The organism is Streptomyces sp. NPDC104307, from assembly GCF_055584045.1.
Genome location: NZ_JBVJMU010000004.1, coordinates 325,599 through 339,895 on the forward strand (window position 1 = coordinate 325,599; position 14,297 = coordinate 339,895).

Consider the following 14,297-nt stretch of genomic DNA (forward strand, 5'->3'; position numbering starts at 1 on the left):
GTGAGATGCCCGTTGGAGGCATTCCACAGTGTCAGTCGAGTTGAATCACACCATCGTTCACGCCCGGGACAACCGGGAATCAGCAGAGTTCCTGGCCGGCATCCTGGGGCTGGAGACCGGCCAGGAGTGGGGCCCGTTCATCCCGCTCACCACGGCCAACGGGGTCACCCTGGATTTCGCGACCGTTCCCGCCGGATCGATCGCACCCCAGCATTACGCCTTCCTCGTGTCGGAGGCGGAGTTCGATACGGCGTACGCCCGCATCCGGGAGCTCGGGGCGCCGTACTTCGCGGATCCGCACGGCAGGCGACCGGGCGAGATCAACCGCAACGACGGCGGCCGGGGCATCTACTTCACCGATCCCGCCGGGCACGGGATGGAGATCATCACCCGTCCGTACGGGGGCTACGGGTCCTGACGGCGGGCGCGGGCTCCAGGGGCCCGGCCGGATCCGCCGCACGCGGGTCCGGCCGGGCCCTTCGCCGTTCTCAGGTGACCGGGAGCAGCAGTTCGGGCCGGTCCCACATCACGGCGGGCGGAGCGGCCGGCTCGGTGCCGGTGCGCAGGGCCCCCACGCTGCGGTAGAAGCCCTCGGCCGGCGGGTGCGAGACGATGCGGACGCCGGTGAGCCCGGCGTACCGCGCCTCGTCCAGCAGGTGTCCGGCGAGCAGTCGGCCGATGCCGCCGCCCTGTACGTCGTCGGCGACGAACATGAGGTCGAGCTCGGGCGGATCCAGGATGAGGGAGTAGAAGCCGAGCAGCCGCCCGGTGGCCTCCTCGACGGCGGCGAAGACCCTGTGCGTCTCGATGTAGTCGGGTCCCACCCGGTATCCGGCGACCATCGGGGCGTACGGCCCCTCGTAGGCCCGCGAGGCCTGGACCAGTCGGGTCAGCCGCCTCGCGTCCCGGGCGACCGCCCGCCTGATCCGTACGCCTTCGCCCGGCGCCGGGCGCCCCGACCGCGTAACACTTGATCTCATGCGTCGAGTATTACGCATCCGGGGCGCGGGACGGCCGGTGGTCCGCCCGTCCCCGGCTCAGGCGGAGTCGCGCGCCGCGCGCCACTTCCCGGTCAGGGCGTCCACGTCGAACGGCTTGAGGTTCAGGAGCGGTCCCGGCGGCGGCCGTCTGATGGCCTCGGCGATCTTCTCGTTCACCTCGGTCAGCATCCGGCGCACCTCGGCCTCCGTACGGACCCCGGGCAGAGCCGCGAGGACGTCCTCCGCCTCCTTGCGCAGGGCCAGCGTCGGCGGCAGCACGGACACGCCCTCGCGCTGCATCTTCGCCTTGATCCACCACGTCTCGTCGTACGGGCGGTCGAGACCGTCGAGCGGTTTGCCGAATCCCGGCAGCTGGGAGAAGTCACCGCGCTGTTCGGATTCCCGGATCTGTTTGTCGACCCAGGACTCGAAGCTGATGCCCGCAGGTTTGCGTTCGGTCACCGTGACGCCCCTCTCGGAGAATTCGTGATGGCCCCTCCACGATAGCGAGGAGCTGCGGCCGAACCCGCTCCGGGAGGCGTCGCGAAGCGGTCGCACCACCGTCTTCCGGCGAGCAACTCGCCGTTTTCGCGCATGAATCCCTGCGGCCGGGTACACGAGCGGCACGCCCGGACGGACTCTCGTCCGGGCACGGACCGAAAGGAATGGAGCATGACCACTGTCGTGATCATCGTCGCGGTCGTCCTGGTGGTGGCCGCTGGACTCTTCTTCGCCTTCGGCCGGCAGCCGGGCGGGCGCGGTCTGCAGCGCCGCTTCGGACCGGAGTACGACCGGACCGTCGCCCGGCACGACGGCGACACCAAGGCCGCCGAACACGAGCTGAGCGAGCGGTTGAAGCGTCACCGTTCGCTCGACGAACGCCCGCTGTCGCCGGAGGACCGTGCGCGGTACGCCGAGCGCTGGACCCGGATACAGGGCGGTTTCGTCGACGCGCCGCAACAGGCCGTCACCGAGGCCGACGCCCTCCTCGCGGAGCTGGCCCGGGACACGGGATTCCCCGACGGCAGTGACTTCGAGGAGCAGACCGCGGCCCTCTCCGTCCACCACGCCGAGCACCTCAACGGCTACCGCCGGGTGCACGCCGTCCAGCGGGGCGAGGGCAGCACGGAGGAAATGCGCGAAGCAATGATCGAGGCCCGCGGCCTCTTCGACGTACTCGTCTCCAACGGCAACGGGAGCCCGGTCCGCCAGGGCCACCACCATGTGGAAGGAAGTGGCACAGCATGACGTACGACACCGAACGCACTCCCCGGATCCCCACCGAATCGCCTACCGCCGCCGAGCAGCCCGCGGTCCCTGCCGAGGAGTCTCAGATCACCTCCGAGCAGCCCGCGGTCCCTGCCGAGCAGTCTCAGATCACCTCCGAGCAGTCTCAGATCACCTCCGAGCAGTCTCCGGCAGACTCCGACCGGGCTACCGAACACTCCCCCCGGTCCACCGAACAGCCCACCGCCGCCTCCTTCCCGGCCGGCGAACCCGCCTCCGCGGCCGACCGGCCGCTCTTCCGGGAGGCTGATCAGGAGAGGCTGGCGCTCCGGCTCCAGCAGGCGGTGACCGAATTCGTCGAGAACCCCGTGCGCGCGGTGGAGGAGGCCGAAGGCGCCTTCGACGCGGCGGTCGAAGGCCTCGCGCACGCCCTCAAGGAGCGCCGACGCGAGATGGACGTCCAGCAGCAGGGCAGGGATTCCGGAACCCGGACCGAGGAGCTCCGGATCGTCCTGCAGCAGTACCGCGACCTCACCGAACGGCTGCTGAAGGTCTGAGACGGCCGGGACGGGAACAGTCCTCAGACGGGAGCCACCAGTTCGGCACGCAGTCGCCGCAGGGCCTCGTCGGGGAGGCGGAGCCCGTCGCGTACATAGCCGTCGAGACCTCCCCACCGTTCGTCCATGGCGTCCAGTGCCGTGTCGAGATAGCGGGGGCGGACCTCGATGATCGCGGACGCGATCTCGGGGTCGCCGCCCGCGTCGAGAAAGTTCTGCACGTACGGCTGATAGGCGACCCGCACGACCGGGTTCACCGCGAGGTACTCGATCCTCACGGTGTCCCGGGAGGCGCCCAGCAGGAGCAGGAGCAGCGCCGCCGCCCAGCCCGTGCGGTCCTTGCCCGCCGTGCAGTGGAAGAGCACCGGCCCTGCGGCACTGTCTGCGACCGTGTCGACGAAGGCCCGGTACGCGGCCGCGGCGCGGGGCGAGAGCACCATCTGCCGGTACGTCTCCGCGAAGATCTCCTCGGCCCTTCCGTCGCCGAGCAACCGCTCCGCCTCGACCGTATCGGCGAGCAGGGCCCGGAGCCGGGCGGGCGCCACTCCCGGGTTGTCCCCGAGCACATCCGCGACGAACAGCCGGGCTCCGGGCGGCAGGCGGTCGGGGGCCGACGCGCGTTCGTCCGCGGTGCGCAGATCGACGACCGTGCGGATGCCGAGCGCCGCCACCGCGGCGCCGTCCGCCGGGCCGAGGCCGTTGAGCTGGCCGGAGCGCAGCACCCGGCCGGGCCGGACCTGACGGCCGTGCCGCAGGGCGATGCCTCCCAGGTCACGCAGGTTGAGAACGGACACTGACGGGACGGCCCTGACGGTTTGCACGATGAACTTCCTCTTTTCCCGGCAGGTATCCGAATTGATTTCGGCCTGGCCGGATCAAAAGTCGCATGAGGTCCGGAATCGCGTTCACCGGCCCCGCCGGGGCGGTCGCGCTCATTCGGCCAGAAGTCTGTTCTTCTGTGCCGCGAACTCGGCGTCCGTGAGAACGCCCTGCTTCCTCAGCTCGCCCAGCCGCTCCAGCTGATCGATCAGGTCGTCCGGGGCCGGTGCGGCCGCCTGCTGCCGCACCGGCGGCTCGGGAGCGGCGGCGGGCCGCTGCTCCATCTCCCGTTCGGTGTACCTCTCCTGCTGGCGCTGCTGGACCCGGCCGCTGACCGCGGAGGCGGTGCCCGCGACGACGGCCGTACGAGCCATCGCGCCGAGCAGGCCGGGTCCGCGGCGGTTCATTCCGGGGCCTCGAAAAATCGGCATGTCGTACGCCTTTCCGTGCGGGAGCGATGTCAGCGGGCGGAACCGGCGGCGGACAGGGCCGCCTCCGCGACGCCCGCGGGGATCCGCTCATGGGCGACGAGTTGTCCGCCCGACGCGCGAACGGCCGCGGTGAGCGGCACCGCCCAGAGGTCCTCCCAGACGATCAGTGCCGCGGAGCTGCCCGGCGGCACACTCTCACCCAGCGTCCGGATGTCGTCCTCGTTCAGCATCCCGGTGACCTCGCCCTCCACCCGCTCGAACGAGACGAGGTCGTCGGGGTCGAGGTCGTCCAGTTCGACGGTCTCGATCGCGCCGTCGTCGTCCCGGTACACAAAGGTCAGGTCGATGATGCGGACTGCCTTCGAGGCGACCGCGTCGGCCAGCGCCGGCGCGATGGCGCCGGTGAACCGGCTGCCGGGGAAGGCGACGACCAGGTACTCGACAGGTCCCACAGCCACGGGGTGTCCTCTCCGGGGGGATGGATTGCCAGCAGCATAACTTCGGTCATTTACCGCCGCACTGCGACAAATCACCCATCGGCCGCCGGGGTAGGGGTGCCAGGAATTCCCGCCCCGCTTGTTACTCCACAGTACGTAAAGGATCAAGCGCACCCGGAGAGGGCAAGGTCACAGCCGGTGCCTCTGCTGCGCCTTTAGGAACCTGCCCTAGCATCTGGGCATGACGGTCCTGCCTGCTGACGGGCTTTCGTTGGCCGCCGAATTCCCTGACCCCGCCCATGAGCAGTGGCAGAGCCTCGTCGAGGGTGTGCTGCGCAAGTCGGGCAAGGACGTTTCGGGTTCGGCCGCCGAGGAAGCGCTGTCCACCACGGTGGAGGACGGGCTCATCACCCGCCCCCTCTACACCTCGCGCGACGACGCGCCCGATGCCGGTCTCCCGGGCTTCGCCCCCTTCACCCGCGGCGGCAAGCCGGCGGGGAACACGGCGGGCGGCTGGGGTGTCCGGCAACGCCATACCACCCCCGATCCCGCCCGGCTCAACGAAGCCGTGCTCGCGGATCTGGAGAACGGTGTCACCTCGCTCTGGCTGACCGTGGGGGACGCCGGCGGTGGTGTGCCGGTCTCCGGTCTCGCCCGTGCGCTGGACGGCGTTCTTCTCGACCTGGCTCCGATCGTCCTGGGCGCGGGTTCCGAACTCGACGCCGCCGCAACGGAGTTGTTGCGCCTCTACGCGGAGCGTGGGGTACCGCCGCAGTCGGCGCGCGGCAGCCTCGGCGCCGACCCGCTGGGGCAGGCCGCCCGCAGCGGCGCGACGCCGGAGCCGGCCTCGGCGGTCCGCTGGGCGCTGCGCTGCGCCCGTGAGTACTCCGGGCTGCGGGCGCTGACGGTCGATGCCATGCCGTACCACGAGGCCGGCGGCTCGGCCGCGCAGGAGCTGGGCAGTTCACTGGCCACGGGGGTCGCCTACCTGCGGGCGCTGACCGAGGCGGGCCTTGGTGTCGAAGAGGCCTGCGCGCAGCTGGAGTTCCGGTACGCGGCCACCGCCGACCAGTTCCTGACGATCGCCAAGATGCGGGCGGCGCGCCGGCTGTGGGCGCGGGTCGCCGAGGTCTGCGGCACCACTCGGGCCGGGGCGCAGCGGCAGCATGCCGTGACGTCACCGGTGATGATGACCCGGCGCGATCCGTGGGTGAACATGCTCCGCACCACGCTGGCCTGTCTGGGCGCGGGCGTCGGCGGGGCCGACACGGTGACGGTGCTGCCGTTCGATCACGCGCTTGGCCTGCCGGACGCGTTCGCCCGGCGCATCGCCCGTAACACCTCGACGATCCTGGTGGAGGAGTCGCATCTGGCCCGGGTCATCGACCCGGCCGGCGGCTCCTGGTACGTGGAGCGGCTCACCGACGAGCTCGCCGAGTCCGCCTGGGCCTTCTTCCAGGAGATCGAAAAGGCAGGAGGCCAGGCGGCCGCGCTGGAGTCCGGAATGGTCGCGGAGCGGCTCGCGGCGACCTGGGCGGCGCGCAAGAAGAACCTGGCGCGGCGCAAGGAACCCATCACCGGCGTCAGCGAGTTCCCGCAGCTCGCCGAGCGCACGGTGGAGCGCGAGACCGCGCCGTCCGCAGCCGCCCGGGGCGGTCTGCCGGTGGTCCGCCGCGACGAGGCGTTCGAGGAGCTGCGGTCCCGCTCGGACGCCCATCTGGCGGCGACCGGCCGACGGCCGCGGGTGTTCATCGCCGCGCTCGGCCCCGCGGCCGCGCACACCGCACGGGCCTCGTTCGCCGCGAACCTCTTCCAGGCGGGCGGCATCGAGCCGGTCCACGAGCCGGTTCAGGTGGATGTGGCCTCGGTCGCCGCGGCCTTCGCGGCCGCCGGGACGGACGTGGCGTGCCTGTGTTCCAGTGACGCGCTCTACGCCGAGCAGGCCGGCGAGGTCGCCGCCGCGCTCGTGTCAGCGGGCGCGCGGCGCGTGTACCTGGCGGGGCGGCCGGGCGAATACACCGGTGTCGACGAGTACGTCTTCGCCGGCTGCGATGTGGTGACCGTGCTCTCCTCCGTTCTCGACCGTATGGGTGTGGCGTAATGCGGATCCCCGACTTCTCCGATATCGAGCTCGGCCCCGGCAGCGGCGCAGAGGTGACCGAGGACCAGTGGCGTACGGCGGTGAAGGAGTCCTCCGGGAGCTCCGACGGCGACCTCCGGTGGGAGACTCCGGAGGGCATCGCGGTCAAGCCGTTGTACACCGGGCAGGATCTGGAGGGGCTCGACTTCCTGGGTACGTATCCGGGTGTGGCGCCGTATCTCCGCGGCCCGTACCCGACGATGTACGTGAACCAGCCCTGGACGATCCGGCAGTATGCGGGGTTCTCCACCGCGGAGGAGTCCAACGCGTTCTACCGCCGTAACCTGGCGGCCGGTCAGAAGGGGCTCTCGGTCGCCTTCGACCTGCCGACCCACCGGGGCTACGACAGCGATCATCCGCGGGTGACCGGCGACGTCGGCATGGCCGGGGTGGCGATCGACTCGATCTACGACATGCGCCAGCTGTTCGAAGGCATCCCGCTGGACCGGATGTCGGTGTCGATGACGATGAACGGCGCGGTGCTCCCCGTCCTCGCCCTGTACATCGTGGCCGCCGAGGAACAGGGCGTACCGCCCGAGAAGCTGGCCGGGACCATTCAGAACGACATTCTGAAGGAGTTCATGGTCCGCAACACCTACATCTATCCGCCGAAGCCGTCGATGCGGATCATCTCCGACATCTTCGCGTTCACCTCGCAGAGGATGCCCCGCTACAACTCGATCTCCATCTCCGGGTACCACATCCAGGAGGCCGGGGCGACAGCCGATCTGGAGCTGGCCTACACCCTGGCCGACGGCGTGGAGTACCTGCGCGCCGGACGGGACACCGGGCTGGACGTCGACGCGTTCGCACCCCGGCTCTCGTTCTTCTGGGCGATCGGCATGAACTTCTTCATGGAGATCGCGAAACTCCGCGCCGCCCGGCTGCTGTGGGCGAAGCTGGTGAAACAGTTCGATCCGCAGAACCCCAAGTCATTGTCCCTGCGCACCCATTCGCAGACCTCCGGCTGGTCGCTGACCGCGCAGGACGTGTTCAACAACGTCACCCGCACCTGCGTGGAAGCGATGGCCGCGACCCAGGGACACACCCAGTCCCTGCACACCAACGCCCTCGACGAGGCACTCGCCCTGCCGACCGACTTCTCCGCGCGCATCGCCCGCAACACCCAGCTCCTGCTCCAGCAGGAGTCCGGCACCACACGGGTCATCGACCCCTGGGGCGGCAGCGCCTACGTCGAGAAGCTGACCTACGACCTGGCACGGCGGGCCTGGAGCCACATCGAGGAGGTCGAGGCGGCGGGCGGCATGGCCAGGGCCATCGACGCCGGCATCCCCAAACTCCGCATCGAGGAAGCCGCCGCCCGCACCCAGGCCCGCATCGACTCCGGACGCCAGCCCGTCATCGGCGTCAACAAATACCGCGTCGAGACCGACGAGAAGATCGACGTCCTCAAGGTCGACAACACCTCGGTCCGCGCCCAGCAGATCGAGAAACTCCGCCGGCTGCGCGAAGAGCGCGACGAGATGGCCTGCCAGGACGCGCTGCGCGCGCTGACGGAGGCGGCGCGGCGGGAGCCGGGTCCGGGTCTTGAGGGCAATCTGCTGGCGCTGGCGGTGGACGCCGCGCGGGCGATGGCGACCGTGGGCGAGATCTCGGACGCGCTGGAGAAGGAGTACGGCCGGCACTCGGGCCAGATCCGTACGATCTCGGGTGTGTACCGCAACGAGGCAGGGGAGTCACCGTCGGTGGACCGCACCCGCGCGCTGGTCGACGCGTTCGAGGAAGCCGAAGGGCGGCGCCCGCGCATCCTGGTCGCCAAGATGGGCCAGGACGGCCATGACCGAGGCCAGAAGGTCATCGCGACCGCCTTCGCCGACCTCGGCTTCGACGTCGACGTCGGCCCCCTCTTCCAGACCCCCGGCGAAGTCGCCCGCCAGGCAGTCGAAGCGGACGTACACATCGTGGGCGTCTCCTCCCTCGCCGCCGGCCACCTCACCCTCGTCCCCGCACTCCGCGAGGAACTCGCCGCCGAAGGCCGCGAGGACATCATGATCGTGGTGGGCGGAGTCATTCCACCCTCGGACATCGAGGCCCTGCACGAGGCAGGTGCGGCGGCGGTGTTCCCGCCCGGGACGGTGATCCCGGACGCGGCCCACGATCTGGTGACGCGGCTCGGCGCCTCACTCGGCCACGAGCTGTGAGCCGCTGAAACCATGGCCCCCAAGATCGATCTCGACAGCTACGCGAAGGGCGTACTCGACGGGAAGCGGGCGCACATCGCGCGCGCCATCACGCTCGTCGAGTCCACCCGTCCCGACCACCGCGCACTGGCCCAGCAGTTGCTGCGGGAGCTCCTGCCGCACTCCGGCAGCGCCCGCCGCATCGGCATCAGCGGTGTGCCCGGAGTCGGCAAGTCCACGTTCATCGACGCCCTCGGCACGATGCTCACCGGCCTCGGGCACCGGGTCGCGGTGCTGGCCGTCGACCCGTCGTCCAGCCGTACCGGCGGCTCCATCCTGGGTGACAAGACCCGGATGGAGCGGCTCGCGGTGGACCCGGCGGCATTCGTACGCCCCTCCCCCACCGCCGGCACGCTGGGCGGAGTGGCCAAGGCGACCCGCGAGTCCATCGTGGTGATGGAGGCGGCGGGGTACGACGTGGTGCTGGTGGAGACGGTGGGGGTCGGCCAGTCGGAGACCGCGGTCGCCAATATGGTCGACACGTTTCTGCTGCTGACCCTGGCACGTACCGGTGACCAGTTGCAGGGCATCAAGAAGGGTGTGCTGGAGCTGGCCGACGCCATCGCGGTGAACAAGGCCGACGGACCGCACGAACGCGATGCCCGCTCCGCCGCACGCGAACTGGCGGGCGCGCTGCGGCTGATGCACCCTGCGGACGCGTCCTGGACCCCGCCGGTACTGACGTGCAGCGCCCGCGAGGGGAGCGGCCTCGACACCCTGTGGGAGCAGCTGGAACAGCACCGGACCCTGCTCGAATCGACCGGCCGGCTGGCGGCCAAACGGCGTGAGCAGCAGGTCGACTGGACCTGGACGATGGTCCGCGACGAGCTGCTGGAGAGCCTGCGCAGCCACCCGGGAGTGCGGGCACTCGCACCGGAACTCGAACTGAGGGTCCGGGAAGGCACCCTGCCCGCCACGCTGGCCGCCGAGCAGATCCTGGAGGCGTTCCGGGGCCAGTAGAACGCTTCCGGGCGCCGCGGCCGGGAGTCGTCGGGCCGCCGGACGGGCGGAAATTGGGCTGCGGCGGGGGTCCGGGCCTCCGCATACTGGGCGGGCCCGAACTCCCGGACCCCGAAGGAACTCCCCCGCGTGCAGGCCGCTGTCACCGTCACACCCGCCCAGATACCCGAGCTGCTCCTCGGACTCGCCACCGTGCGGCCCGTGTTCCTGTGGGGAGCGCCGGGGATCGGCAAGTCGTCGCTCGTGCGCCGGTTCGCCGAGTCGCTCGGACTGGAGTGCGTCAGCCTGCTCGGGACGCAGCTCGCCCCCGAGGACCTGATCGGCGTACCGCAGATCCGGGACGGCCGTTCCGTGTTCTGCCCGCCGGAGGCCATCGCCCGGGACGAGCCCTACTGCCTGTTCCTCGACGAGCTGAACGCCGCCACCCCCGATGTCCAGAAGGCGTTCTACTCCCTCATCCTGGACCGCCGGATCGGCTCGTACGAGCTGCCCGCCGGCTCGATCGTCATCGGGGCCGGCAACAGGGCGACGGACAACGCCCTGGCCAGGCCCATCGCGTCCGCGCTCGTCAACCGGCTCACCCACGTCCATCTGCGGGCCTCGTCGCAGGACTGGCTGGTGTGGGCGGGCGAGAACGGCATCCACCCCTGGGTGACGGACTACCTCGTCGACCGTCCCGACCACCTGTGGTCGCAACCGCCCAAGACCGAGGAGCCGTTCTCCACGCCGCGCTCCTGGCACATGCTCTCCGACGCCCTGCACTCCTTCGGCCCTGACATCGGTGAGGAGACGCTGAAGGTGATCGTGCACGGCACGCTGACCCCGGCCCACGCCGTCTCCTTCTGCGGATACGCGAAGATCGTGCGCCACAGCTTCGGTATCGAGGCGATCCTCAGGGGCGACGCCTCCTGGCCCACCCGGCTGGAGGACCGTGACCTCCTGTACTACCTGGCGGAGGCGTTCCGCGGCCGGCTCGTGAAGGAGCTGCCGCGCCGGAAGGAGCACGTCTCCGCGTCGATGCGGCAGACGTCGTACCGGGCCAAGTCGCTGCTTGTACGGCTTGCGGAGATCTCGGTCGAGGTCGCGCAGACCGTCATCGCGGACGACGCCGACGGACTGCCTGTGCTGCCCGCCTGGTTCCTCGTCGAGGCGGCGCGCGACATGCCCAGGCTGGTCGAGGCCCGGCGATGAAGGCCGTGGCGCGGCGCACGAACGGCGCAAGCGGCAAGGGCGGCAGGAGCGGGAAGGGCGCCGCGTCCGACCCGGCCGCCGCCGCGTTCGCCGCCGGGCTCGCGCTGGTCACCCGCAATCCCGCCTTCGCCGCCCTGAAGGCGTCCGTGTGCAGAGAGGCCGACTGCGGCCTCGCCCCGACGGGAGGGCTGGCCACGGTCACCTCCAACGGCACCATCCACGTCCACCCCGCCAAGCGGGCTGACCCGGCCGAATGGGCCTGGGCGCTGGCCCACTGCCTGCTGCATCTGGGCTTCGGTCATGTGCCGGCCTCCGCGCAGGATCCGCGTGAGCAGCCCGACCGGTTCGACCTCGCGGCCCGGTGCGCGGTCGTCAACCGCTTCCTGCTCACCCATCCGACGGGCAGGCCCCCCGACGATCTGCCGGTGGACAGTCCGGGCGGCGACGAGGAACAGCTGGCCGCGCGCTGGCGCCGCGACGGCATCCCCGCCGCCCACGAGCGCTGCGGCACCGCGGGCGACCGCGCGGACCAGATCCTCACCACCTGGCGGCCCTGGAACAACTCCGCCGTCCCGGACTGGGAGACCGCCTTCGCGCACGCCCTCACCCGCAGCGTCTCCGCCGCGATGGACCTGGCGGGCGGCCGTCTCGACCGCACGACCGGGGAACGCCTGCCGCAACGCCCCTGGGACCGGGCCCTGAACTGGTTCGTCTCCTCGTACCCGCTGCTCGGCGGAATCGCCGCCGGGCTCACGGTCGTGGCCGACGCCGAACTGGCCCGCTCGCAGAGCATCGACATCGCCGCGGTCAGTTCCGTGGCGGGCGAGATCTACATCAACCCGCTGCGCACCCTCACCGACGATGAATGGCGTTTCGTCCTCGCCCACGAGATGCTGCACGCCGCGCTGCGCCACGGCGAACGCCGCGGTGGCCGCGACCCGTTCCTGTTCAACGTCGCCGCCGACTACGTCGTCAACGACTGGCTGGTCCGGATGCGCGTCGGCGACATGCCCGCCGGCCTCCTGTACGACCCGGAGCTGCGGGACCTGTCCGCCGAGGAGGTGTACGACCGCATCGCGGGCGACCTGCGCCGGCGCCGCAGGCCGGCGACGCTGCGGGGAAAGGGCGCCGGTGACATCCTGGGTGACCCCCTGCCGCACCCCGGAGCCCGTCCGTACACAGACCTGGACGACTTCTACCGGCGCGGCCTGGTCCAGGGCTTCGATCTGCACCAGTACGGCGAGCGCGGTCTGCTGCCCGCCGGTCTGATCCAGGAGATCCGGGCGCTGGCCCACCCGCCGGTGCCGTGGGACGCGAAACTGGCCCGCTGGTTCGACGAGTACGTCCCCCGGCCGGAGCCCGTGCGGTCCTATGCCCGCCCGGCACGGCGGCAGGCATCGACCCCGGACATCCCGAGGGCGGGCCGATACTTCCCGCCGGAGGAGACGGCCCGCTGCACCTTCGGCGTCGTCCTCGACACCTCCGGTTCGATGAACAGCGGCCTGCTCGGCAAGGCTCTGGGCGCCATCGCCTCCTACGCCGAGGCGCGTGACGTCCCGGCGGCGCGCGTGGTCTTCTGCGACGCGGCACCGTACGACGCCGGCTACCTGCCACCGGCCGAGATCGCCGGCCGGGTACGGGTGCGCGGCCGCGGCGGGACCGAACTGCAGCCGGGGGTGGACCTGTTGCACAGGGCGGACGACTTCCCGCCGACGGCCCCGCTGCTCGTGATCACCGACGGCTGGTGCGACACCCTGCGGATCCGGCGCGAGCACGCCTTCCTGATCCCGCAGGGGGCGTCCCTGCCGTTCACACCACGGGGCCCGGTCTTCCGGCTGAGCTGAGCGCGGCCCGGACCGCGCCCGCCGATCCGAGCCGTCGGCGCCGGACCGTGACCTCCGGGCGCGGGCCGTGCTACATTGCCATTGGTACGTGTGTACGCCTTGAAATTCAGGCGCCGGTACCGGTTCATTTCTCATCACGCTGACGCGCCCGTCCATTCCGGCCGGCGATCCGGCGTTATCGCATTTTATTCCTCAGTCCGGCACGGGCTGTCCCACCGGACTTCTCTGCCCGCCGCACGGGGCGTGACATCTCCGCCCCCGTTTCTGCCGGGCCCCTTCATTCGCATGTCCGCGAAAGGACCACCCCGCATGACCACCACACTCGAACACCCCGTGACCACCGAACCCGCCGCCCGCACGGCCTCGGCCGGCGTCCTCGACATCACCCAGCAGGGGCACGGCACCCTGCGTCCCGCCGACGGCCACGCCACCCCGCGCGATGTGCAGGTACCGGCCGCGCTCATCCGCCGGCACGGCCTGCGCAAGGGCGACGCCGTCGAGGGGACCTGCGACCGGCCCCGCGCCCTGAGCACCGTCACCCGCGTCAACGGCCTTCCCCCGCAGGCCCTTCGGGGCCGGCCGCACTTCCGCGACCTGACCCCGCTCCACCCCCGGCGGCGGCTGCGCCTGGAAACCCCCTCGGGCAGCCCGTCGACGCGCGTCGTCGACCTCGTCGCCCCGATCGGCAAGGGCCAGCGCGGGCTCATCGTGGCCCCGCCCAGGACCGGCAAGACGGTCCTGCTCCAGCAGATCGCGGCCTCGGTCGCCGAGAACCACCCCGAGTGCCACCTGATGGTGGTGCTGCTCGACGAGCGCCCCGAGGAGGTCACCGACATGCGGCGATCGGTACGCGGCGAGGTCTACGCCTCCACCTTCGACCGGCCCGCCAAGGAGCACATCGCGCTGGCCGAGCTCGCACTCGAACGCGCCAAGCGGCTGGTCGAGCAGGGCCGGGACGTCGTCATCCTGCTGGACTCCCTCACCCGGCTGTGCCGGGCCCACAACAACGCGGCCTCGGCCGGCGGCCGCACCCTCAGCGGCGGCGTCGACGCGGCGGCCCTACTCGGACCCAAGCGCCTCTTCGGGGCCGCCCGGCTCACCGAGGAGGGCGGCTCCCTCACCATCCTGGCCACGGCCCTCGTGGAGACCGGCTCACGCGCCGATGAGTACTTCTTCGAGGAGCTGAAGGGGACCGGCAACATGGAACTGCGGCTCGACCGCACCCTGGCCGAGAAGCGCGTCCACCCGGCCGTGAACATCGCGGCCTCCGGGACCCGCCGCGACGAACTCCTCGTACCGGCCCAGGAACTGACCGCCGTACGCGGTCTGCGGCGCGCCCTGCACTCCAGGGACGCGCAGACCTCGCTCGAAACGCTGCTGGACCGGATCCGGCACACCCCGGACAACGCCGCCTTCCTCGAACTGATCCGCAACACGGTGCCGGCCGCCTGAGCAGCGGTCACACGTCCTACCATGTAGCGGCACTTACCAGCAGAGGGAGAGCAGCCCC

The 14,297-nt window shown here is 71.1% G+C and carries 14 protein-coding genes; 9 read left to right on the forward strand and 5 right to left on the reverse strand.

Going from position 1 to position 14,297, the window contains the following annotated elements:
* The first annotated feature begins 28 nt into the window (after positions 1–28).
* On the forward strand, positions 29–418 hold the full coding sequence (locus tag ACZ601_RS14370) for a VOC family protein (protein ID WP_469537187.1): 390 nt from the start codon (positions 29–31) through the stop codon (positions 416–418).
* A 70-nt stretch (positions 419–488) separates the two neighbouring features.
* Here the strand turns inward: ACZ601_RS14370 and ACZ601_RS14375 are convergent, their stop codons facing one another.
* The gene (locus ACZ601_RS14375; RefSeq protein WP_469537189.1) at positions 489–980 is read right to left on the reverse strand and encodes a GNAT family N-acetyltransferase; all 492 of its coding nucleotides are present in this window, start codon (positions 978–980) and stop codon (positions 489–491) included.
* A 57-nt stretch (positions 981–1,037) separates the two neighbouring features.
* A complete protein-coding gene (locus ACZ601_RS14380; RefSeq protein WP_469537191.1) occupies positions 1,038–1,442 on the reverse strand; it encodes a DnaJ family domain-containing protein in 405 nt (134 codons plus the stop codon).
* 210 nt (positions 1,443–1,652) lie between these two features.
* Here ACZ601_RS14380 and ACZ601_RS14385 point away from each other — a divergent pair, with 210 nt between their 5' ends.
* A complete protein-coding gene (locus ACZ601_RS14385) occupies positions 1,653–2,228 on the forward strand; it encodes a hypothetical protein (RefSeq protein ID WP_469537194.1) in 576 nt (191 codons plus the stop codon).
* Positions 2,225–2,764 carry a hypothetical protein gene (locus tag ACZ601_RS14390; protein ID WP_469537196.1) on the forward strand — a complete coding sequence of 180 codons (540 nt, stop codon included), beginning with the start codon at positions 2,225–2,227 and terminating at the stop codon, positions 2,762–2,764. Before ACZ601_RS14385 ends, ACZ601_RS14390 begins: the two co-directional genes overlap by 4 nt.
* Positions 2,765–2,787: 23 nt before the next feature.
* Here ACZ601_RS14390 and ACZ601_RS14395 read toward each other — a convergent pair whose 3' ends face one another.
* From ACZ601_RS14395 to ACZ601_RS14405, 3 genes are all read right to left on the reverse strand, one after another.
* Positions 2,788–3,585, reverse strand: coding sequence for a tyrosine-protein phosphatase (locus tag ACZ601_RS14395; protein ID WP_469537198.1), 798 nt, complete (start codon positions 3,583–3,585; stop codon positions 2,788–2,790).
* Between the two features lie 111 nt (positions 3,586–3,696).
* Positions 3,697–3,990, reverse strand: a complete 294-nt coding sequence (locus ACZ601_RS14400; protein ID WP_469537610.1) for an SHOCT domain-containing protein — start codon at positions 3,988–3,990, stop codon at positions 3,697–3,699.
* A gap of 53 nt (positions 3,991–4,043) precedes the next feature.
* Entirely contained in the window at positions 4,044–4,472 is a 429-nt protein-coding gene (locus ACZ601_RS14405; RefSeq protein ID WP_311307420.1) for a DUF6325 family protein, read from the reverse strand.
* A 220-nt stretch (positions 4,473–4,692) separates the two neighbouring features.
* Here ACZ601_RS14405 and mutA point away from each other — a divergent pair, with 220 nt between their 5' ends.
* From mutA to rho, 6 genes are all read left to right on the forward strand, one after another.
* Positions 4,693–6,552 (forward strand): methylmalonyl-CoA mutase small subunit, encoded by a 1,860-nt coding sequence (gene mutA / locus ACZ601_RS14410; protein WP_469537201.1) that lies wholly within the window; start codon positions 4,693–4,695, stop codon positions 6,550–6,552.
* Positions 6,552–8,753 (forward strand): methylmalonyl-CoA mutase, encoded by a 2,202-nt coding sequence (scpA, locus tag ACZ601_RS14415; RefSeq protein ID WP_469537204.1) that lies wholly within the window; start codon positions 6,552–6,554, stop codon positions 8,751–8,753. Before mutA ends, scpA begins: the two co-directional genes overlap by 1 nt.
* A 12-nt stretch (positions 8,754–8,765) precedes the next feature.
* Positions 8,766–9,752, forward strand: coding sequence for a methylmalonyl Co-A mutase-associated GTPase MeaB (gene meaB / locus ACZ601_RS14420; protein ID WP_469537207.1), 987 nt, complete (start codon positions 8,766–8,768; stop codon positions 9,750–9,752).
* Positions 9,753–9,881: 129 nt separating this feature from the next.
* Positions 9,882–10,943 (forward strand): ATP-binding protein, encoded by a 1,062-nt coding sequence (locus ACZ601_RS14425; RefSeq protein WP_440573876.1) that lies wholly within the window; start codon positions 9,882–9,884, stop codon positions 10,941–10,943.
* Positions 10,940–12,787, forward strand: a complete 1,848-nt coding sequence (locus ACZ601_RS14430; protein WP_469537211.1) for a vWA domain-containing protein — start codon at positions 10,940–10,942, stop codon at positions 12,785–12,787. Before ACZ601_RS14425 ends, ACZ601_RS14430 begins: the two co-directional genes overlap by 4 nt.
* A gap of 285 nt (positions 12,788–13,072) precedes the next feature.
* On the forward strand, positions 13,073–14,239 hold the full coding sequence (rho, locus tag ACZ601_RS14435; RefSeq protein WP_469537213.1) for a transcription termination factor Rho: 1,167 nt from the start codon (positions 13,073–13,075) through the stop codon (positions 14,237–14,239).
* Positions 14,240–14,297: the final 58 nt, after the last annotated feature.

What these genes read in the sequence shown, in the direction of transcription:
- ACZ601_RS14375 (WP_469537189.1), bottom strand. Translation starts at nt 980, where the DNA reads ATGAGATCAAGTGTTACGCGGTCGGGGCGCCCGGCGCCGGGCGAAGGC.
- ACZ601_RS14385 (WP_469537194.1), top strand. Translation starts at nt 1,653, where the DNA reads ATGACCACTGTCGTGATCATCGTCGCGGTCGTCCTGGTGGTGGCCGCT.
- ACZ601_RS14390 (WP_469537196.1), top strand. Translation starts at nt 2,225, where the DNA reads ATGACGTACGACACCGAACGCACTCCCCGGATCCCCACCGAATCGCCT.
- ACZ601_RS14400 (WP_469537610.1), bottom strand. Translation starts at nt 3,990, where the DNA reads ATGAACCGCCGCGGACCCGGCCTGCTCGGCGCGATGGCTCGTACGGCC.
- mutA (WP_469537201.1), top strand. Translation starts at nt 4,693, where the DNA reads ATGACGGTCCTGCCTGCTGACGGGCTTTCGTTGGCCGCCGAATTCCCT.
- scpA (WP_469537204.1), top strand. Translation starts at nt 6,552, where the DNA reads ATGCGGATCCCCGACTTCTCCGATATCGAGCTCGGCCCCGGCAGCGGC.
- meaB (WP_469537207.1), top strand. Translation starts at nt 8,766, where the DNA reads ATGGCCCCCAAGATCGATCTCGACAGCTACGCGAAGGGCGTACTCGAC.
- ACZ601_RS14430 (WP_469537211.1), top strand. Translation starts at nt 10,940, where the DNA reads ATGAAGGCCGTGGCGCGGCGCACGAACGGCGCAAGCGGCAAGGGCGGC.
- rho (WP_469537213.1), top strand. Translation starts at nt 13,073, where the DNA reads ATGTCCGCGAAAGGACCACCCCGCATGACCACCACACTCGAACACCCC.